This window comes from Bradyrhizobium sp. SK17, assembly GCF_002831585.1.
Taxonomy (GTDB): domain Bacteria; phylum Pseudomonadota; class Alphaproteobacteria; order Rhizobiales; family Xanthobacteraceae; genus Bradyrhizobium.
On the sequence record NZ_CP025113.1, the window covers coordinates 6,826,962 to 6,848,081 of the forward strand.

17 protein-coding genes are annotated in these 21,120 nt (G+C 63.1%); 9 read left to right on the top strand and 8 right to left on the bottom strand.

Going from position 1 to position 21,120, the window contains the following annotated elements; genetic code table 11:
• Positions 1–43: 43 nt before the first annotated feature.
• The 3 genes from CWS35_RS31690 to CWS35_RS31700 form a co-directional block, all read right to left on the bottom strand.
• Positions 44–1,000 (bottom strand): GDP-L-fucose synthase, encoded by a 957-nt coding sequence (locus tag CWS35_RS31690; protein ID WP_305764552.1) that lies wholly within the window; start codon positions 998–1,000, stop codon positions 44–46.
• Complete coding sequence (gene gmd / locus CWS35_RS31695) at positions 981–2,081, bottom strand: GDP-mannose 4,6-dehydratase (protein WP_100955323.1); 1,101 nt, start codon at positions 2,079–2,081, stop codon at positions 981–983. The genes CWS35_RS31690 and gmd overlap by 20 nt, the downstream gene beginning before the upstream one ends.
• A 140-nt stretch (positions 2,082–2,221) precedes the next feature.
• Positions 2,222–2,896, bottom strand: coding sequence for a Crp/Fnr family transcriptional regulator (locus CWS35_RS31700; RefSeq protein WP_024585027.1), 675 nt, complete (start codon positions 2,894–2,896; stop codon positions 2,222–2,224).
• A gap of 409 nt (positions 2,897–3,305) precedes the next feature.
• Here CWS35_RS31700 and CWS35_RS31710 point away from each other — a divergent pair, with 409 nt between their 5' ends.
• The 6 genes from CWS35_RS31710 to CWS35_RS31735 all read left to right on the top strand — a co-directional run bounded on the left by CWS35_RS31710 (position 3,306) and on the right by CWS35_RS31735 (position 10,681).
• Positions 3,306–4,127 (top strand): ABC transporter ATP-binding protein, encoded by an 822-nt coding sequence (locus CWS35_RS31710; protein ID WP_100955325.1) that lies wholly within the window; start codon positions 3,306–3,308, stop codon positions 4,125–4,127.
• Complete coding sequence (locus CWS35_RS31715; RefSeq protein WP_100955326.1) at positions 4,124–6,052, top strand: long-chain fatty acid--CoA ligase; 1,929 nt, start codon at positions 4,124–4,126, stop codon at positions 6,050–6,052. The genes CWS35_RS31710 and CWS35_RS31715 overlap by 4 nt, the downstream gene beginning before the upstream one ends.
• 214 nt (positions 6,053–6,266) lie before the next feature.
• A complete protein-coding gene (locus CWS35_RS31720) occupies positions 6,267–7,160 on the top strand; it encodes a branched-chain amino acid ABC transporter permease (RefSeq protein WP_024585024.1) in 894 nt (297 codons plus the stop codon).
• A gap of 104 nt (positions 7,161–7,264) precedes the next feature.
• Positions 7,265–8,338: a branched-chain amino acid ABC transporter permease gene (locus CWS35_RS31725; protein ID WP_100955327.1), complete on the top strand. Its 1,074-nt coding sequence runs from the start codon at positions 7,265–7,267 to the stop codon at positions 8,336–8,338.
• Positions 8,339–8,394: 56 nt separating this feature from the next.
• Entirely contained in the window at positions 8,395–9,678 is a 1,284-nt protein-coding gene (locus CWS35_RS31730) for an ABC transporter substrate-binding protein (protein WP_100955328.1), read from the top strand.
• A 163-nt stretch (positions 9,679–9,841) separates the two neighbouring features.
• Positions 9,842–10,681, top strand: a complete 840-nt coding sequence (locus CWS35_RS31735; protein WP_024585021.1) for an ABC transporter ATP-binding protein — start codon at positions 9,842–9,844, stop codon at positions 10,679–10,681.
• Positions 10,682–10,755: 74 nt separating this feature from the next.
• Here the strand turns inward: CWS35_RS31735 and CWS35_RS31740 are convergent, their stop codons facing one another.
• The gene (locus CWS35_RS31740; RefSeq protein WP_100955329.1) at positions 10,756–11,904 is read right to left on the bottom strand and encodes an AGE family epimerase/isomerase; all 1,149 of its coding nucleotides are present in this window, start codon (positions 11,902–11,904) and stop codon (positions 10,756–10,758) included.
• Between the two features lie 107 nt (positions 11,905–12,011).
• On the opposite strand from CWS35_RS31740, the gene CWS35_RS31745 reads away from it, so the two are divergent.
• Both CWS35_RS31745 and CWS35_RS31750 read left to right on the top strand, forming a co-directional pair.
• The gene (locus CWS35_RS31745; protein WP_100955330.1) at positions 12,012–13,235 is read left to right on the top strand and encodes a phenylacetate--CoA ligase family protein; all 1,224 of its coding nucleotides are present in this window, start codon (positions 12,012–12,014) and stop codon (positions 13,233–13,235) included.
• A 110-nt stretch (positions 13,236–13,345) separates the two neighbouring features.
• Positions 13,346–13,876, top strand: coding sequence for an HAD family hydrolase (locus CWS35_RS31750; RefSeq protein WP_100955331.1), 531 nt, complete (start codon positions 13,346–13,348; stop codon positions 13,874–13,876).
• Positions 13,877–13,907: 31 nt separating this feature from the next.
• On the opposite strand, the gene CWS35_RS31755 is transcribed toward CWS35_RS31750, so the two are convergent.
• Genes CWS35_RS31755 through CWS35_RS31765 form a run of 3 tightly spaced genes read right to left on the bottom strand, consistent with a single transcriptional unit; the run spans position 13,908 to position 16,541 of the window.
• Positions 13,908–15,005 (bottom strand): DegT/DnrJ/EryC1/StrS aminotransferase family protein, encoded by a 1,098-nt coding sequence (locus tag CWS35_RS31755; RefSeq protein WP_100955332.1) that lies wholly within the window; start codon positions 15,003–15,005, stop codon positions 13,908–13,910.
• 10 nt (positions 15,006–15,015) lie between these two features.
• Entirely contained in the window at positions 15,016–15,483 is a 468-nt protein-coding gene (locus tag CWS35_RS31760) for an acyltransferase (RefSeq protein ID WP_024585016.1), read from the bottom strand.
• Complete coding sequence (locus CWS35_RS31765) at positions 15,480–16,541, bottom strand: Gfo/Idh/MocA family protein (RefSeq protein ID WP_024585015.1); 1,062 nt, start codon at positions 16,539–16,541, stop codon at positions 15,480–15,482. The genes CWS35_RS31760 and CWS35_RS31765 overlap by 4 nt, the downstream gene beginning before the upstream one ends.
• A gap of 337 nt (positions 16,542–16,878) precedes the next feature.
• Here CWS35_RS31765 and CWS35_RS31770 point away from each other — a divergent pair, with 337 nt between their 5' ends.
• On the top strand, positions 16,879–18,234 hold the full coding sequence (locus CWS35_RS31770; protein ID WP_157817292.1) for a hypothetical protein: 1,356 nt from the start codon (positions 16,879–16,881) through the stop codon (positions 18,232–18,234).
• Positions 18,235–18,357: 123 nt separating this feature from the next.
• On the opposite strand, the gene CWS35_RS31775 is transcribed toward CWS35_RS31770, so the two are convergent.
• Entirely contained in the window at positions 18,358–21,105 is a 2,748-nt protein-coding gene (locus CWS35_RS31775) for a glycosyltransferase (protein ID WP_100955334.1), read from the bottom strand.
• Between the last annotated feature and the right edge of the window lie 15 nt (positions 21,106–21,120).

Sequence of the window (21,120 nt, forward strand, 5' to 3'; positions counted from 1 at the left end):
TTGCTTCACGTCGCTCGCATGACGGTGAGGAGCGATCTGCACCCTATTCCGCCGCCTGCCTGGTCTCGCTCAGATAGGCCTGGTACGCGAGCTTGATGCCGTCCTCGAGCGATGTGCCGGCGCGCCAGCCGAGCCTGGCGAGCCGTCCGACGTCGAGCAGCTTGCGCGGCGTGCCGTCCGGGCGCGATGCGTCGAAGCCGATCTCGCCGCGATAGCCGACGGTGGCTGCAACCACGCGAGCGAACTCGGCGATCGTGATGTCCTCACCGGTGCCGATATTGACGAGCTCCGGCGAGGAATAGGTCTTCATCAGATGGATGCAGGCGTCGGCGAGATCGTCGACATAGAGGAATTCGCGGCGCGGCGTACCGGTGCCCCACACCACGACATTGCCGGCCCCCGACACCTTGGCCTCGTGGAAGCGACGGATCAGCGCCGCGACGACGTGGCTGTATTCGGGGTGATAATTGTCGCCCGGACCGTACAGGTTGGTCGGCATCACGCTGATGAAGTCGGCGCCGTATTGGCTGCGATACGCCTCGGCCATCTTGATGCCGGCGATCTTGGCGATGGCGTAGGGCTCGTTGGTCGGCTCCAGCAGCCCGGTCAGCATGGAGTCCTCGCGCAGCGGCTGCGGCGCCAGGCGCGGATAGATGCAGGACGAGCCGAAGAACATCAGCTTCTCGCAGCCATTGGCATGCGCTGCCTGGATCACATTGGTCGCGATCGCCAGATTGTCGTAGAGGAATTCGGCCCGCAGCGTGTTGTTGGCGACGATGCCGCCGACCTTGGCGGCGGCGAGGAACACCGCGTGCGGCCGCTTCGCGGCGAACCAGGCGTTGACCGCGGCCTGGTCGCGCAGATCGACCTCGCTGCGCGATACCGTCAGCAGGTCGGCGTCTTCGCGCGCCAGCCGGCGCATCAGCGCCGAGCCGACCATGCCGCGATGGCCGGCGACAAAGACCGTCTTGCCCTTCAGTTCAAACGCCGTGCTTGCCATTGGCCGCATCCTGCCTGGCCTCGACGAGATCGCTGGCGACCATTTCCTTCACCAGTTGCGCGAACGGCGTCTTCGGCGTCCAGCCGAGCTGGGCGCGCGCCTTGCTGGCGTCGCCGATCAAGAGATCAACCTCGGTCGGGCGGAAATAGGTCGGGTCGATCTGCACCAGCGTCTTGCCCGAGGCCTTGTCGACGCCGATCTCCTCGACGCCCTTGCCGCGCCACTCGATGCTGCGGCCGACCTCGGCAAACGCCAGTTCGACGAACTCGCGGACCGAACGCGTCTCGCCGGTGGCGAGCACGAAATCGCCGGGCTGATCCGCCTGGAGGATCCTGTGCATGCCTTCGACATAGTCGCGGGCATGGCCCCAGTCGCGCTTGGCATCGAGATTGCCGAGATAGAGCTTGCCCTCCAGGCCGACCTCGATGCGGGCGACGGCGCGGGTGATCTTGCGCGTCACGAAGGTCTCGCCGCGGATCGGGCTCTCATGGTTGAACAGGATGCCGTTGCTGGCGAACATGCCATAGGCCTCGCGGTAGTTCACCGTGATCCAGTAGCCGTAGAGCTTGGCGACGCCGTAGGGCGAGCGCGGATAGAACGGCGTGGTCTCCTTCTGCGGCACCTCCTGCACCAGCCCGTAAAGCTCCGAGGTCGAGGCCTGGTAGAACCGGGTCTCCTTTTCCATGCCGAGGATGCGGATCGCTTCCAGCAGGCGCAGCACGCCGATGGCGTCGGCATTGGCGGTGTATTCCGGGCTCTCGAAGCTGACCTGGACGTGGCTCTGGGCCGCCAGATTGTAGATCTCGGTCGGCCGGATCTGCTGCACCAGCCGGATCAGATTGGTCGAATCGGTCATGTCGCCGTAGTGCATCAGGAATGGCACGTTGCCGGCATGCGGGTCCTGGTAGAGATGGTCGACCCGCGCGGTGTTGAACGAGGACGACCGGCGCTTGATCCCGTGCACGGTGTAGCCGAGGCCGAGCAGATATTCGGCCAGGTACGCGCCGTCCTGCCCGGTCACGCCGGTGATCAGCGCCACGCGCCGCTTTGAGTCCTGAGCCGCCGAATCCTTAACCGCCATGTCATCTCCAGAGAGCGCGGAAACCGCGCGGTCCCGACGAGGCCGGTCTGTAGCATCCGGCCTGCTCCAAGTCTAATGGCATAATCGTTTGAAAGATCAGGACTTTAGTGCGTCCGAAAATTGGTGCGGCCCGGAGCCGGTCATTCCCCGTAGTGGCGCAGCCGGTCGAGGTTGATGATGGTGACCCCGCCATATTCGAGCCGCAGCAGCCCCTCGCGCTCGAGCCGCTTCAGGCATTGGTTGGCATTCTGCCGCGAGATGCCCGACAGCGCCCCGATCTCCTCCTGGGTGATCTCCAGGTGCAAGGTGAGGTCGGGGTAGAGGATCGGATTGAACAGCGAGGCGATCGAGCGCGCCAGCCGCGCCGTCGCGTCCAGCGTCCGGCCATATTCGAGCAGCGCGATGAACTGGCCAAGCCGCTCGTTGAGCGACCCCACCAGAAAGCGGTTGAAGCCGACGCTGTTCTCGAACAGCCAGACGAAGGTCCGCCGGTCCATCATCGCCAGTCGCGTGTCGCGCAGCGCGACCACGTCGTAGCGCCGCAGCTCGTTCTTGAGCACGGTGCCCTCACCGAACCACGCGCCGGCGGTGAGGCCGGCAAAGCTCGCAGCCTTGCCGCCGCGCGAGACGATGCCCATCCGCGCCAACCCGGTGACGATGCCGGTCCAGTACTGGAAATTGTCGCCGCGCATGAAGATGAATTCGTTGGCGCGGTAAGACTTCTCGGAAATGCCGGCGCGCGCGATTTCGATTTCTTGCTCGCTCAGTTCGCGCGACCAGGCCGCGATGCGCTTCAGGTAATCGGCAGCAATCATTCTAGCGACGGCATCCCACCCAGGCTACGCCAAGATATTGCACTGCAACAACGCCGTGCGCGACGTCAGGAACCCGCTTCCTGGACTGCCAGCTAAAATTCCTGACCAATTGTCGGGCACATGACAATTCAACCTATCGCTTTCTCGTATGCAGAGCCACCTCGCGTAACGCCGCGCGCAGCACCTCGATGGATCGCTGAGCGAGGAGGACGCGAGAGACGGGCTTGCAGGCGGGTGCGGCGTTACCGCGCATGATGCAGGCGATCGGGCACACGATGCTCCCGAGCGCCGGCATCATTAGTCGGATGGTTTCCGTCAGCAGCCCATGTAAGATCAAAGTGTAAGATCGAAGTTGATCGAAGCGAAAGATAAAGAGCGCGCCAAAGCGCCCGTATCTGGAGGGAACAGGGTGGCCAACAGTCTCGAGGTGCGCGGAGTCTCATTGCGCTTTGGCGGCGTCCGCGCGCTGACCGATGTGAGCTTCAGCGTCAACGAGGGCGAACTGTTCTCCATCATTGGCCCGAACGGTGCCGGCAAGACCTCGATCGTCAACTGCATCTCTGGCCGCTACCGTCCGACCGAGGGCCAGCTGTTCTACCGCGGCAAGGACATCACCGGCCTCACCCCGAACGCGCGGCCCCGCCTCGGCATCGGCCGGACCTTCCAGAATCTCGCGCTGTTCCACCACATGAGCGTGCTCGACAACATCATGGTCGGCCGCCATCATCTCCTGAAGAACAATTTCATCACCGGGTCGCTGTACTGGCTGACCGGCGCCCGCCGCGAGGAGCTCGAGCACCGCCGCAAGGTCGAGGAGATCATCGACTTCCTCGATCTGCAATCGGTGCGCAAGGCGACCGCCGGCACCCTGCCCTATGGCTTGCGCAAGCGCGTCGAGCTCGCCCGCGCGATGGCGCTCGAGCCGCAGCTGATCCTGCTCGACGAGCCGATGGCCGGCATGAACTTCGAAGAGAAGGAGGACATGGCGCGCTACATCGTCGATCTCAACGAAGAGTTCGGCATGACCGTGATGATGATCGAGCACGACATGGGCGTGGTGATGGACATCTCGCACCGCGTCATGGTGCTCGACTTCGGCCGCAAGATCGCCGAAGGCGATCCGGCCACCGTGCTCGCCGATCCCCACGTCAAGCGCGCCTATCTCGGGGAAGAGGACGAGGTGCTGGTCGATCCCGACGACAAGCCGGCGGTGCGGGAGAGCGCGGCATGATGGACTATGCCGGTCGCGCCGCGCAGGCCGACACCTATCCAAAGCTGCTGCGCCTGAACGCCAGGGAGCACGGCGGCGAGATCGCGCTGCGCGAGAAGGATCTCGGGCTGTGGCGCGAATTCACCTGGAACGCCTACCAGACCCGCACCCATGATTTCGCGCTCGGCATGGTCGAACTCGGCCTCGGCCACGGCGACGTGATCGGCATCATCGGCGATAACCGGCCGGACTGGGTCGCGGCCGAAATCGCTGCCCACGCGATCGGCGCGATGAGCCTTGGCCTCTATCGCGACGTGCTGGACGAGGAAGCCGCCTATCTCCTGACCTATGGCGAGGCCAAGCTGGTGTTCGCCGAGGACGAGGAACAGGTCGACAAGCTGCTCGGCCTGGCCGACCGCGTGCCGCATCTCAAGCACATCGTCTATTCCGACCCGCGCGGCATGCGCAAATACGACGATCCGCGATTGATGGAGGCGAGCAAGCTCGTTGCGCTGGGCCGCGATCGCGCGACGCGCGAGCCCGGGTTGTACGACCGGCTGGTCGACGCCACCCGCGGCGAAGACGTCGCGATCCTCTGCACCACCTCGGGCACGACCGCCAACCCGAAGCTTGCGATGCTCTCGGCCGGACGCGTGCTGCGGCACTGCGCGACCTATCTCGCCTTCGACCCGAAGGGGCCGGATGACGAGTATGTCTCGGTGCTGCCGCTGCCCTGGATCATGGAGCAGATCTACGCGCTGGGCCAGGCGCTGCTCTCCCGGATGAAGGTCAACTTCGTCGAAGAGCCCGACACGATGATGCACGATTTCCGCGAGATCGCGCCGACCTTCGTGCTGTTCGCGCCGCGGGTCTGGGAGTCGATCGCGGCCGACGTGCGCGCAGGTGTCATGGATGCCTCGCCGTTCAAGCAGAGGCTCTACGATCTCGGGATGAAGACCGGGCTCGCGGCGCTCGCCGAGGGCAAGCGTTCTGTCCTCGCCGACCAGATCCTGTTCCGCGCGCTGCGCGACCGGCTCGGCTTCACCCGGCTGCGCTCGGCGGCGACCGGCGGCGCGGCGCTCGGGCCGGACACCTTCAAGTTCTTCCAGGCGATGGGCGTGCCGCTGCGCACGCTGTACGGCCAGACCGAGCTGCTCGGCGCCTACACGCTGCATCCAGAAGGCAAGGTCGATCCCGACACGACCGGCGTGCCGATGGCCGACAACATCGAAATCCGCATCGACAATGCCGACGTCAACGGCGTCGGCGAGATCGTGGTGCGGCATCCGAATATGTTCCACGGCTACTACAAGAACGCCGAGGCATCGGTCGCAGACATCAAGGACGGCTGGATGCATTCGGGCGACGCCGGCTACTACAACGACAACCGGCAGCTGGTCGTGATCGACCGCATCAAGGATCTCGCCGAGACCTCGCGTGGCGAGCGCTTCTCGCCGCAATATATCGAGAACAAGCTGAAATTTTCGCCCTATGTCGCCGAGGCCGTCGTGCTCGGCGCCGGTCGCGACACGCTGGCCGCCATGATCTGCATCCGCTACTCGATCATCTCGAAATGGGCGGAGAAGAACCGGCTCTCGTTCACGACCTATACCGACCTGTCGTCGCGGCCCGAGGTCTATGCACTGCTGAAGAAGGAGGTCGAGACCGTCAACGCCACCCTGCCGCCGGCCCAGCGCATCTCGCGCTTCCTGCTGCTCTACAAGGAGCTCGATGCCGACGACGGCGAACTGACGCGGACCCGAAAGGTTCGCCGCGGCGTGATCAACGAAAAATACGCAGATATCATCGAGGCAATCTACCGCGGCAAGGCCAAAATCCCGGTCGACACCGTGATCCGTTTCCAGGACGGCACCACGCAACGTGTCCGCACCACGCTCGAAGTCGTCGATCTCGGCCGCGTTGCGATCGCGGAGGCCGCGGAATGATCGAGTTGCGAGAACAGAGCACGCTGCCAGTCGATACGCCCTCTCCCCTTGTGGGAGAGGGCAACTGCGCTGGCCAACGCACCCTCGCTTCGGTGAGGGGTCCTCTCTCAACGATCCCGATGCGGAGACAACCCCTCACCCGGCTTCGCTTTGCGAAGCCACCCTCTCCCACAAGGGGAGAGGGTGCTGGCGCCGTTCGGAGCGACCACACCCCATGAACACCCAGTTCCTGATCCAGCTCATCGTCAACGGCCTCGTGGTCGGCACGCTCTATGGCGTGGTCGCGATGTCGTTCGTGCTGATCTACAAGGCGACCCAGGTCGTCAACTTCGCGCAGGGTGAACTGCTGCTGGTCGGCGCCTGGGTGTGCTGGGCGCTGCTGACCAAGTATCAATTGCCGTTCTGGATCGGCATGCCGATCACGCTGGTGTTCATGTTCATCTTCGGCATCGCGATCCAGGTCGTGATCCTGCGCCCGATGATCGGCGAACCGATCATCTCCGTGATCATGGTGACGATCGGCCTGTCGACCGTGTTCCAGGCCGCGCTGAAGTGGATCTTCGGCGTCAACCCGCAGCCGTTCCCGCAGATCTTCCAGAGCCAGTCGATCAGCCTGTTCGGGCTCCAGATCCAGACCGTCTACGTCATGAGCCTCGTGGTCTCGCTCGCCATGATGGTCGGCATGGCCTGGTTCTTCCGCGCCTCCAAATATGGCCTGGCGATGCGCGCCACCGCGTTCAACCAGCAGGTCGCACAGTCGCTCGGCATCTCCGTGAAGAGCGTGTTCGCGATGGCCTGGGCGATCTCGGCCACGGTCTCGGCGGTCGCCGGTGTCGTGGTTGCCGTCGTCAACGGCGTGTCGTCCGGCCTCTCCGCCTACGGCATCAAGGTGTTTCCGGCCGCGATCCTCGGCGGGCTCGACTCGGTCGGCGGCGCCGTGCTCGGCGGCATCATCATCGGGCTCCTGGAAAACGTCGCCCAATATGTCGACAGCGAATATCTGCACTGGGGCAATCTCTACGAGATCGCGCCGTTCTACGTCCTGATCATCATCCTGATGATCAAGCCGTATGGGCTGTTCGGCACCAAGGACATCGAGCGGGTCTAGGCATGATCGCCGAAAAGTGGAAACCGGTCTTCGGAAACGATCATGCCCAGACAAAAAGGGGCGTGACGATGACTTCACCCCGGCAGGGAGCACAGTAGAGCCCCATGGCAACGAGCACCCTCATCCCGTCGGGCGACTTCCGCACCAGCTACGCGGCCGACACCACGATCTTCCCGACCACAGCCAGCCGCAATTGCGCGATTCTCGGCATCATCGTCGCCTGCTTCGCGCCGATGCTGCTGTCCAACTACCTGCTCTCGATCGCGATCCAGATCGGCATCTTCGCGATCGCGGCGCTCGGCCTCAACGTGCTGGTCGGCTTCACCGGCCAGATCTCGATCGGACACGCCGCGTTCTTCCTGTTCGGCGCCTTCACCTCGGCCTACATCTCCAACAACCTGCCGATCCCGGTGTTCTTCGCGATTCCGCTTGCCGGTGTGGTCACGGCGCTGGTCGGCCTGATCTTCGGCGTGCCGGCGGCGCGATTGAAGGGCCTCTATCTCGTCATCGCCACGCTTGCCGCGCAGTACATCCTGCTCGACTTCTTCTCGCGCGCCGACTGGTTCTCGGGCGGTTCGGTGCCGGCCAGCGCCAATCCGTTCTCGATCTTCGGCTATACGCTGCGCGGCGACCGGCAGTATTTCTACGTCGTGCTCGCCTACATGGTGATCAGCTATCTGCTGGTCACCAATCTGATGCGTACCCGCGACGGCCGTGCGTTGGTCGCGATCCGCGACCACTATCTCTCGGCCGAGATCATGGGCATCAACCTGACCAAGTACCGGACACTGTCGTTCGGGCTTGCCGCGTTCTTCGCCGGCATCGCCGGCGCGCTGTACGCGCATTATCAGCTGGTGGTCTCGCAGGAGGGCTTTGGCATCGAGCGTTCGGTGCTGTTCCTCGCGATGGTCATCATCGGCGGCACCGGCTCGGTGATGGGCACGCTGATGGGCACCGCCTTCGTCGTGCTGCTGCCGGAATCGATGGAATGGCTGAGCGCCTGGCTGAAGGGCGGCGCCATCGACAAGGCGCTGCAACTCAACAACAACATCACCTTCCTGCGCGAGATCGCGATCGGCCTGATCATCATCGGCTTCCTGATGTTCGAGCCGGACGGGCTCGCGCATCGCTGGCGGCAGATCAAGGCCTACTGGAAACTCTACCCGTTCTCGCACTGACGCAGACGGAATATGACCCAACGATCGGTTCAATAAATAACAGGAGGAAACCAACAATGACGATTAGATCCCTTTTGAGCTCGGTCTCCCTGGCGCTGCTGATCGGCGGCGCGGCCAGCGCCGCGCAGGCGCAGATCGCCATCGGCCATCTCCAGGACCTCTCGGGCGGCACCTCCGACGTCGGCACGCCCTACGGCCAGGGCGTCGCCGATACCTTTGCCTGGGTCAACAAGAACGGCGGCGTCGGCGGCAAGCAGCTCAATGTCGACAGCAACGACTACGGTTACCAGGTGCCGCGTGCCATCGCGCTGTACAAGAAGTGGTCGGCGCCCGACAACAAGGTGGCCGCGATCATGGGCTGGGGCACCGCGGATACCGAGGCGCTGACCGGCTTCCTGGCGCAGGACAAGATTCCCGATCTGTCGGGCTCCTACGCCGCCGCGCTGACCGATCCCGAAGGCACCAGCGGCAAGGCCAAGCCGGCGCCGTACAACTTCTTCTATGGCCCGAGTTATTCGGACGCGCTGCGCGCCGAACTGACCTGGGCGGCTGAGGACTGGAAGGCCAAGGGCAAGCCCGGCAAGCCCAAATTCGTCCATATGGGTGCCAACCATCCCTACCCGAACGCCCCGAAGGCGGCCGGCGAGGCGCTCGCGGCCGAGCTCGGCTTCGAGGTGCTGCCGCCGCTGGTATTCGCGCTGTCGCCCGGCGACTACTCGGCGCAGTGCCTGAGCCTGAAGAGCTCCGGCGCCAACTACGCCTATCTCGGCAACACCGCCGCTTCCAACATCTCGGTCATGAAGGCCTGCAAGACCGCCGGCGTCGACGTCCAGTTCCTCAGCAACGTCTGGGGCATGGACGAGAACGCCGCCAAGACCGCGGGGGATGCCGCCGATGGCGTGATCTTCCCGCTGCGCACCGCGGTCGGCTGGGGCGGCAACGCGCCCGGCATGAAGACGGTGATGGAGATCTCCAAGATGTCCGACCCGTCGGGCAAGGTCTATCGCCCGGTGCACTACATCGCCGGCGTCTGCAGCGCGCTGTACATGAAGGAGGCACTGGATTGGGCGGCGAAGAACGGCGGCGCCACCGGCGAGAACGTCGCCAAGGGCTTCTACCAGAAGAAGGACTGGGTGCCGGCCGGCATGGACGGGGTCTGCAATCCCTCGACCTGGACCGAGAAGGATCATCGCCCGACCACGAAGGTCGACCTCTATCGCTCGAAGGTCTCCGGCGCGACCGACGGCGACATCAACGAGCTGATGAGCAAGGGCACGATCAAGCTCGAGAAGGTGAAGACCGTCGACCTGCCGCGCAAGCCGGAATGGTTTGGCTGGTGAGGTCGTGAGGCTGCGACAGGCGCAGCCTCGACAACAATCGTCATCCCCCGCGAAAGCGGGGGATCCAGTACGCCGCGCTCTCACGATTTGACCGCTGGCGCCTCTGGAATACTGGGTCACCCGCACGAAACGCGGGTGACGACAGTGGAGAGTGACCAGAACCATGAACGAAACCATCGAAGCCACCCGTCCGGGGCCGACGGCGGTCCCACCACCGCCGCTGCTCAGCATCAACAACATCGAGGTCGTCTATGACGACGTCATCCTGGTGCTGCGCGGGCTCAGCCTCGAAGTGCCGAAGGGCGCGATCGTCGCGCTGCTCGGCGCCAATGGCGCCGGCAAGTCGACCACGCTGAAGGCGATCTCCGGCCTGCTCAAGACCGAGGACGGCGAGGTCACGCGCGGCGAGATCCTGTTCGAGGGCCAGCGCATCAACGGCATCGATCCGGACAAGATCGTCCGGCGCGGCATCTTCCAGGTGATGGAGGGCCGCCGCATCGTCGCCGACATGACGTCGCTGGAGAATCTGCGGCTCGGCGCCTTCACCCGGCGCGACGGCGAGGTCGCCGCCGACATCGACATGGTGTTCAAATATTTCCCACGCCTGAAAGAGCGCACCGGCCTCGCCGGCTACCTTTCCGGCGGCGAGCAGCAGATGCTCGCGATCGGCCGCGCGCTGATGGCGCGCCCGAAGATGATCCTGATGGACGAGCCGTCGATGGGCTTGTCGCCGCTGCTGGTCAAGGAAGTGTTCGCGATCATCAAGGAGATCAACCGCGATCTCGGCGTCACGATCCTCTTGGTCGAACAGAACGCGCGCGCCGCGCTCTCGGTCGCGAGCCACGGCTACATCATGGAACAGGGCAAGGTGGTGCTCGACGGCTCCGCCGACGAATTGCGCGACAATGAGGACGTCAAGGAATTCTACCTCGGCGGCGCCGGCGACCAGCGCAAGAGCTTCAAGAACTTGAAAAGCTTCAAGCGGCGCAAGCGCTGGCTGTGAGCCCGTCGCGCGTTTTCGAGCGGAGTTGAGGACCGGTTCGCGTGCAGAAGACGCATCAAACCAGCAAGCCGGCTCTAGCTGAGCACCTGCTCCGCTTCGGTGACCGCGCAGAGCACGTGGTAGAACGACGATGCCGGGATCGTCGCGACCAGCGACTTGCCGTCGCGGTCGAACTGGTCGTACCAGCCGCCGGCCACGGGATGGCTGAGATAGTGTCGCTCCAGCAGCCCAAGCGCCGCGCGCGCCTCGTCCGCAGCGCCAGCTTCGCCCGACTCGGCCTGCGCGATCCAGGCCTTCGCCAGCTCGCTCTGCGGCCACAGCCGCCTGCTGTGGCGGCGGATATTGCCTTCGGCGTCGCCCTCGTCGATCAGGCAGCCGGTCGCGTCGCGATAGCGCAGCGCCGACGCCAGCAGTTCGCCGCGCGGTCGCCCGGTGGGGCAGCCGGTGATCCGCTCGAATCCCTTCAGCAGCCAGACCCATTCCGCGAGGTGCCCGGGCTCGACGCTGACCGGCGGGATCCTGGACCAGTCCTCCTCGAAATATTCGCCGAGGGTGCGCGTCTGCTTGTCGTAGAGGTTGGCCAGGAACAGCGCGAAGAAATCGCCGGCGCGATTCTGGAACGACAGATCATGCGTCACGTCGAAGCAGGCGATCATCGCCTCGAACAGGTGCATCTGCGGGTTCTGCCGGCGCGGCATCGAGGGCGGCAGGCCCTCGTGGAAGCCGCCATGGGGCGAACGCAGCTCGGTGTCGAGGAATGCCAGCAGGGCGTCGATTTCGGCGCGGATCTGGGCGTCCTGGTCGAGCCCGTAGACGGTCGCCAGCGCCAGCAGCACGAAGGCATGTCCATAGGTGTCGCGCAGCGGATCGAGCACGCCGCCGTCCGGCGTCAGGCTGTAGACGAAACCCGGCCGGCCATCCGGTGCCTTGGCCTTCGCGAGCAGATAGTCGAGCCCCTTCAGCGCGACCGCGCGCCCTTCGGGATACCAGCCCATCTGGGCGGCCTTGGCGTAGCAATAGATCTGGCGGGCCTGTACCATGACGCGGCGCGGCGCGGCGTGGTCGGCTGTCCCATCCAGTTGCAGCCGATCGACAAAGCCGCCGGCCGTGCCGTCCCAGCCGGTGGTCGACCACAGCGGCAGCGCCTGCTCGATGATGCGGCGCTTCAGCCTCGCGACGACACCGGCGGCTCCGTCCGCCGCAACGCTCTCTGCCTCAGCCATCGTGCTTCCTGGAACCGTCCCAATGTCAGCGGTCACCGTCTGATAGCACGGGCGCACCGGCACGCAACCTGCGCACATCCTCTCAAGGACCTGCCAAAGGACCTGACATGACCGACCATTACGACGCCCTTGAAACGCGCGCCCCGGCCGAGCGCGAGGCCGCGCTGTTCGCCCGGCTGCCGGAGACCCTGCGCAAGGCGATGGCAGCACCCGCCTATGCCAATTTGCTGAGGGGCATCGATCCCGCGTCCGTCACCAGCCGGGAGGCGCTGGCGGGGCTGCCGGTGCTGCGCAAGTCGGAACTGCCGGCCCTGCACAAGGCCGCCCCGCCCTTCGGCGGCTTCGTAGCCGACAAGCCCGGCGCGTTCGCCCGCCTGTTCACGTCGCCGGGACCGATCTTCGAGCCGGAGGGACGGCAGACCGACCCCTGGCGCGGCGCGCGGGCGCTGTTCGCGGCGGGCTTTCGCGAAGGGGACGTGGTGCTGAACACCTTCAGCTATCACCTCACCCCCGGCGGCTTCATCTTCGATGCCTCGGCGCGGGCGCTCGGCTGCGCCGTGATTCCGGCCGGCCCTGGCAATACCGAGCAGCAATTCGAGCTGATCGAGGCCTATCGCCCGGTTGGTTACAGCGGCACGCCTGATTTCCTGAAGATCCTGCTCGATGCCGCCGCCGGCGCCGGCCGTGACGTATCCTCGATCAAGCGCGCTTTGGTCTCGGGTGCGGCCTTCCCGAAATCGCTGCAGGAGGAGATGAAGTCGCGCGGCGTCGAGGCCTACCAGGCGTTCGGCACTGCCGATCTCGGGCTGATCGCGTTCGAGACGCCGGCGCGCGAGGGGATGACCGTCAACGAGGAACTGATCCTGGAGATCGTCAAGCCCGGCACCGGCGATCCCGTTGCGCCGGGCGACGTCGGCGAGATCGTGGTGACCTCGCTCGATCCGCACCATCCCTGGATCCGCCTCGCGCTCGGCGACCTGACCGCCGCCCTGCCCGGCGCGAGTCAATGCGGACGCACCAATATGCGCATCAAGGGCTGGATGGGCCGCGCCGACCAGACCACCAAGGTCAAGGGCATGTTCGTACGCCCCGAGCAGGTCGCGGAGATCGGCAAGCGCCATCCCGAGCTCGGACGGCTCCGCCTCGTCGTCACGCGCGCCGGCGAGGCCGACGCGATGACCTTGAGGGCCGAATGCACTTCGACGGCGGATGCCCTGCAAGGCGAAGTCGCGGCGACGCTGCGCGCGGTCACCAAGCTCGGCGGCATGGTCGAGCTCGTCGGCGCAGGCTCGCTGCCGAATGACGGCAAGGTGATTGCGGACGAGCGATAGCCTCGAGAGCCAGCGCATCCCGCTGACCATGTGGCCTCGCATTGCCGCGCCCGGCAATGTGAACTATTGAGCAGGCTCATGCCTCACGGAGCCGAACGGATCGCCACCTCATGAGCAGCGCTTCCAGCGATCAGGCGCGAAGGCCGGCGGTCTTCTTCGATCGGGACGGCGTCCTGAATCGGGACATCGGCTATCTGTTCGAAAGCCACAGGCTGGTCTGGATCGACGGCGCGCGCGAGGCCGTGAAGGCGGTCAACGACATCGGCTATTTCGCGTTCGTCGTGACCAACCAGTCAGGCGTTGCGCGAGGCCTCTACGAGGAAGCGCATATCCGAAAGCTCCACGACTGGATGTCCGCCGAGCTCGGCAAGATCGGCGCCCATATCGACGCCTTCGAATATTGCCCGTTCCATCCGGAAGGGACCATCGAGCGTTACCGGCAGGTCAGCCTTCGCCGCAAGCCATCGCCGGGCATGATCAATGACCTGCTGGAACGCTTTCCGGTCGATGTCGAACGAAGCTTTCTGGTCGGCGATCAACCGACGGACATCGAGGCGGCACGCGCGGCGGGCCTGAAGGGCTACCTGTTCCCCGGCTCCAATCTGGAGCTGTTCCTGAAGCCTCTGCTACGGCGAGGCTAACCCCCGCGCCGGCGCAGGGCCACGATCGCGATCAGAACTTCCGGACCAGGTCGATCACCTCGTCCTGTTGCTCGCGTGTGATCTCGGCGAACATCGGCAGCGAGAGAATCCGGCGCTGATCGCGATGGGCATTGGGGAACTGCTCTGGCCGGTGATTGAACCGGGCGTAGGCCGGCAGGAAGGGCAGCGCGGTGGGGTAGTTGATCGCGGTCTGCACGCCATTGGCGTTCAGGTGCGCGGCGAGCGCGTCGCGGCGCGGGTGCCGGATCGTGTAGAGGTGATAGACGTGGCTGCGCGCCGGCGCGACCTCGGGCACCGCGACGTCCTCGATCTGGTTGAGGCCGGCGTCATAGACCTCGGCGGCGGCCTGGCGGGCCTCGGTCCACGCCTCGAGATGCGGCAGCTTGGCCGAGAGGATCGCGGCCTGCATGCCGTCGAGCCGGCTGTTGATGCCCTCGATATGGTGCTGGTGCTTCACCAGTCCACCGTGGCGTGCCAGCATCGCCATCTGCTCGGCGAGCGCGGCGTCGTTGGTGACGACGGCACCCGCGTCGCCCATCGCGCCGAGGTTCTTGCCGGGATAGAATGAATAGGTCGCCGCCTCGCCAAACGTGCCCACCATGCGGCCCTTGTAGCGCGCGAGATGAGCCTGGGCGCAGTCCTCGATCACCCAGAGCTTGTGCTTCTGCGCGATCGCCATGATCGCATCCATGTCGGCGGGCTGGCCGTACAGATGCACCGGGATGATGCCGACCGTGCGCGGCGTGATCGCCGCCTCGATCGCGGCCGGATCGATCGTGAACGTCGTATCGTCGGTATCGCAGAACACGACGGTGGCGCCGGAATGCGTGATCATCGCCGCGGTCGAGATCCAGGAATGCGCCGTCGTGATCACCTCGTCACCCGGCTGCACTTTCAGCGCCCGCATCGCGAGGTAAAGCGCGTCGGTGCCGTTGGCGCAGGAGACGCAGTGCGCGACTTCCGCGGCCGCGGCGAATTCGCGCTCGAAGGCGTCGACATAGCCGCCGCGGATGAAGGCGTTGTCGCGGATCACGCCGGCGATCGCGGCATCGATCTCGCCCTTGATGGACTGGTATTGCAGTTGCAGGTCGGCATACGGCACGGCCATCGATATTCCCCTATTGGCTCGTCAGCAGCCGGCGCGCCGGATTGCCGGCATAGGTGCCTGATATCGTGATGTCCTTGGTCACGACGGATCCCGCCCCGATGACGACGTCGTCGGCGATCCTGACCGGCATGATCGTGGCGTTGGAGCCGATCGACACCCGGTTGCCGATCACCGTCTCGCGCCACAGTTCCTTGCGTCCGCGCGCCGGGCCGCCGGTTGCGAACGTGTCATTGACGAACATCACGCCGTGCCCGACGAAGCAGTCCTCGCCGATGGTGACGAGCTCGCAGACGAACGCATGCGACTGCACGCGGGTGCGCGCGCCGACCACCACGCCCTTCTGGATCTCGGTGAACGGCCCGACGAAACAATCGTCACCGAGCGTGCAACCATAAAGGTTACAGGGCTCGACGATCTTGACGCGTTCGCCGAACGCGACATCGCGCACGCTGGCCTGATGCACGTCGGGCCGGTTCACGAAACCACACCGAGCCGGCTCAGGCGCGGCGTGAAGCGCAGCGCCACTTCCTCGCCGGTCTCGATCGACTCGTAGAGCGCCGAGATCAGCTCCAGGCTCTTGCGGCCCTCGAGCCCGTCGACCAGCGCCGCGCGCTGGTTCTCCAGGCAATCGACCACGTGATGATAGTAGGCCTGATGGCCGAAGCCGTAGACGTTGGGCGGATTGACCGAGAACTTCTCCACGACGTCCTTGTCCGACGGCAGCTCGTCGACAAAGCGCCAGTGCCGGATCTGGTTGACCGCGAAGCCGGATATCTCGACCGTGCCCTTTTCGCCGAGGATCGACAGCGAGCCCTCGAGATCGGTCGGCCGCGCCGCGGTGGTCGCCTCGATGATGCCAAGCGCACCGTTGCGGAACTTGAGCGTCGCGACCGCGGTGTCCTCGGTTTCGATCCTGGCGAGCGCCGTCGCCGCCCGTGCATGCACGCTCACGACGTCGCCGAAGAACCACTCCAGCATGTCGACATGGTGGCTCGCCTGGTTGGTCAGCACGCCGCCGTCATAGGCCCAGGTGCCGCGCCAATCGTCCTGGTCGTAGTAGCCCTGGTCACGGCACCAGCGCACCCGGACGGTGCCCAGGATGAGCTTGCCGAAGCGGCCGGCATCCAGCGCCTCGCGCGCCTTGACCACCGGCACGTTGAACCGGTTCTGCTTGACGATGAACATCTTGACGCCGGCCTCGTCGCAGGCCCGGATCATGTCGTCGGCATCCTGTAGCCGCAGCGCCATCGGCTTCTCGACCACGACGTGCTTGCCGGCCCTGGCGCAGGCGATCACATGCGCGGGATGCAGCCCGCTCGGGGTCAGCACGGCAACGGCATCGATATCCTTCCGCGCCAGGAACTCGTCCATGTCGTAATGGGCCGGAACGCCGAACTTGCCAGCCACCGCATCGGCGCGCGCGCGAACCGGATCGCAGACTGCAACCAGGCTTGCTCCCTCGATGTGATTGCCACCCAGGAGATCGGAATGGCGCTTCGCGATACGCCCGCACCCGAGCAGGCCAAATCTGATCATGCAACAGGCCCTGTCTTGTCTCGCAGCCGACCGTTGCAGCCAGCCGAAAAGCCGAGGGAACAAGCGGCCTTGCGAGCCGCACGACAGCGTTCCATTACCCAGAAAACCCGGGCTAAGGCAAGGCCTTGCGCCGGCAGGCTAGCAAGGCCTACCACAGACTGCCCGGTCCAAGCCGAAGGTGGCATCTGCTTCACTCGGCAGGAATCCTGGAATGAGGCATAAGGATATCGCGGCATCATCTTGTCGTTCCGCCCGGACCGTGCCATGTCCCTGCCGAATACGATGACCAACCAATGAAACAATCCAGACACACAGCCCGACACGGCGGTAAATGAGGATGAACGATCGCGCTGTTCAGCTGGTGCCCGGTTTCGGGTGGCCCCAGGCCAGACTTGCCGTGCTCGCCTATGCGCACTTAATGGTTTGCGCCGCTTCGTTGTACTTCATCACGGCCGTCGATTCGTTCCCGGGCGTCCTCAGTTCCGACCAGTCGCACCTTGCCACGGCAATCCTGAATGTAGTGGCGTTCAGCCCGGTCGTACTCCTGTTCGCGATCGGACGCTTCAGCTTTGGCTACCTGGTCGGCTTTTACTTTTACATCCTGGTCCTGGGGTATCTCTGGCTGATCGAATTTTCGCTGCTTGATTACGATCACCGCCTGGCGCTGACCTCGATCGTGCTTTCGGCCCTGGCATTCCTCACACCCGCGCTGTTCATCACCGCACCGGTGCGGCAGGCCGTCGTGATACCGGCACGCAGCTTCCACAAGCTGCCTTCCGTCATCCTGATTGCCTCGGCCGCGATCATCGGCATCGGCTCTCTCTACAACCTCAAGCTGGTCGACCTCACCGAGATGTACAAATATCGCGCTGAGGTGGCGTTGCCTGTCTACCTCCGATACGCGGTCTGGATCTTCTCAAGCGCTCTGTTGCCGTTCGCCTTTGCCTGCTTCGTCGTCAGCAAACGGATCATTCAGGCGGGGGTCGCGCTATTTCTGATGCTGCTTTTCTATCCGATCATGCTGACCAAGATGGCGCTGTTCGCTCCAGTCTGGCTGCTGTTTCTCGCACTCGTCAGCAAGTTGGTCGAGGCCCGCAGAGCAACGATCCTCTCGTTCTTCCTGCCTGTGTTCGTTGGTGTCGTCTGTGCGCTGCTGTACAAAGCCGGCCTGATTCCACTCAAGCCCGGAATGGTGTATTTCGGCATCGTCAACAACAGGATGATTGCAATCCCGTCGCTTGCCCTCGAAGTCTACAACAACTACTTCTCGGGGCATCCTCTGACCCACTTCTGTCAGATCAACGTCGTGAAGTTTGTGGTTGCATGCCCCTACGACGAGCCCATTTGGGCCGTCATGGCCAAGGCCTACGAGCTCGGCGCCTTCAACGCGTCATTGTTCGCGACCGAAGGAGTTGCATCGGTCGGTCTCGTGCTCGCACCGGTGTCCGCGCTGGTTTGCGGCCTGATCATCGCTCTCGGCAACCGCCTGTCTTCCGGACTCCCGCCACGATTCGTGCTGCTATCCACCGGGATCCTGCCCCAGGTTCTGCTCAACGTACCGCTCTCGACGGCCTTGCTGACGAATGGCGTCGGGCTGCTATTCCTGCTCTGGTATGTCGCGCCGCGGTCTGCCTTCGAGCACAATGCAGCAACCTACAGGTCGCCGACTAATTCCCCAACCAACCTCGATTAGATCACGACGTTGAATCCCGCCAGATGATGAGCAATCAAATGCCTCCCGCGGAGTTGCCGCGGAGAAAGAATCATAACGCTTTCCGGGAAGAAACATCGTTGCGTAGACGAGTGCTTGCATCGCCTATGGGAAAGGTTTTCTGACCACGCGTTCACGAACGTCTCGCAATCGCAGTCGCGCGGCAGAGGGAAGCGAACGCCAAACTCGCCGAAGGACTTTGTAAGTAATCGATTCGTGAGCCAATCGAACACGAATAGAAGACGCACTTGCCGTCACGGAAGAGGCATTGAACCTCGAGCCCTGATTGCTTTCCGGACGCGCTTGGTAGAAGAGAAGGTGGGTCTCTTCCGAGTTACCAACCGCGCAATGTACGGCCGCATAAAATGGAGCCGAGACAGCCGCCCAATTGAAAGAGCGTTCGAAATAGTCAAGTGCGTTCACACCGCAGCTTTGCCGAAAGCTGTCGTCACACAATTTTGAGACGGCTTCGACCAGCTTCGTTTCACTATTGAAATCAACGACCAGTCCGGACTTTGCGCTTACGACCACCTCAGTCACGAAGTTTGTCGCATTCGCGAGAATGGGCAAACCAGCCGACATGTATTGACTAAGTTTGTTGGGCGAACAGTTAGCATAGTTGGCGCCGGCGGGTGTATACGGCACTAAACCTACGTCTCCGTCCGCTTCTGCCGCAGCGATCAACAGCTCCGTGGGCACAGCCGGCGGAAACATCACCCGAAACTCGCATAATCCAAGGCTCCGAGCCAATTCGATCATTTGCTGCCTAAACGTGTTATCCGGCCCTCGTAGCACCAAGACTGCACGGGAATCGACCCTGGTCCAGTTGCGGATCAGTTGCTCAAGTCCTCGGTAAGGGGCGAAGTTGCCTTGGAACAAAAACCGGACGTCCCGCTGCGCGCTAGCGCGCGTCGTTGGCCGTGTGCCGCTAAGCGACCTGCTAAACGTCGGCGTGCAGTTCGGTACCGAGTAAAATTGTGTGCCGAACTCTCTAGTCAGCAAGCGCGCTAAAGGTGAAGAAACTGTTCCGTGATGATCAGCAAACCGAACAAGTCGGTCCTCTAGCTGTCGCCAAAACACTCTGGCGAATTCGCCTTGATCAGGGTCGGCCTCGGGCCAATATTCCAAAGCCTCATAAATCACTGGCACGCCCAACAGCCCCTTAGCAATCAAGGCCGGCAGTAGACTCGGGAAATTGATAGCAACCAAGGCATGAACGCCCTCCACTCGTGAGATAGCGTCGACCAAGGTCAAGGCGGAGCTTAAGATGTAGCTCAAGTACCAACGGAAGTTTTCCGCGTATGGCGAGCGCTGCGGCATTCCGAATATCTGGAACAAACTAACATCGCTGCCATTTAACGCTTCGGCCAGAAAGTAAAGTTCCCGCACCGCACGACTGGCGCCCTCGTTAGGCGCGACTTGGGCGATATAAGGAGCGAGGCAGCCAGGAGCCCACTGTTTACGGGGCACATGAACAATCACCTCGCTTTTTGGACCCTTCCTGATAGCAACTTCCGATCCAGCCTCATTGATTCCAAGATGATGGATCAGCACGCCGTCTGGAGCACCCATTGCGTACCACGTGTCGCGCCGCGGATCGGCGCCGAAATCATGGCACTGCAACAGCACAACGTTTCTGGACGGCTGCTCGCTGACCAGAACCGGCTTCCGCCTACGCCCCTTGGAGTCGAGAACGAAAAGCAACCCCGCATCAAATTCTTCTACGAAGGTCTCTATCCAATTTCTCTTATCAAGCAACACCTCCTCGAAGGCTGCAGCAGCCATGCGATTTCTTCTACAGGAATCGAGGGTAAGATCGATCCCTTCATCGAGGTTCGAATAATCTTCCGCCAACTCAAAATAGTGCCGACCAGAAATCATACGCTCAGTGTAAGTCCCTGGAAACAAAATCTGAATGGCACCCACCGAAATCGCCTCGAAATGCCTGGGCGAAATCATGAAATAACCCACTCGACCCTCGAGCGGACTGAGCTCTGCCAAGTAGGCCTCTGCATAAGTTCGGGAGCCATCGTCGGCACCGAGCTTGCCTTCCACAGCTGCGCAACGCGCGGCTAGAGTGCCGTCGACATCGAACAGGCCTGAGCCGCTCTCCACTCCAAGCACACTCTTGCAAGATGCGAGAAAGTCAAACCACGCCTCTCCGCCTACACGATCCTCCCATCGACTAGAGATGTCGAGCACCAATTCACTACCAGCGAGACGCTGCAGCACTTCTTCGCCAATTTGACGCTTTTGATAACATAGTCTGCCGAAAGATAGGGGCATGATAGAGCCGCGATAACCGATATCGATCGGACGCTTTGTCGAGGGATTGAATCGAGAGCGCATCGACGGCGTGACGTAACTCGTCAACATGTGGCGAATGGTTGTTTCCGGCAATGACGAACCGTAGGTTCTTGCGACCTCATTCTGCGGCATGATTGAGAAGATGCAATCTATGCCCACATCCGAGGCATAGCTTATGAACTCCGAGAACCGGAAATGCTCGTCCTGTTTGAGAATGACCTTAGCACCGTCAAAAGTAGCAAGCTTGCCCGATATTGCCTGGTCGAGTGACCGGAGATTATCCACGTTATAGGAAACGGTATTGTGGATGACGACGGCCTCAAAGTCGTTTAGGTCTACAACCGGCGGAATCTTCAAGAATCCACTATCAACGCGGTGCTCAGCCAAATTCAGAACTGAAATTGAAAATGAAGAAAGCCGCTGAAGAAGTGCGATATTCTCTACAATTGAGGGGACATTCCTCGGTTCGTAGTATGCAACAAGAAGTACCTTTTCTGGTCGCCTTCCGACCTGTGACATCGAAAGATTTATGTCGATCCCAACCATTCATCCACTCCGCCG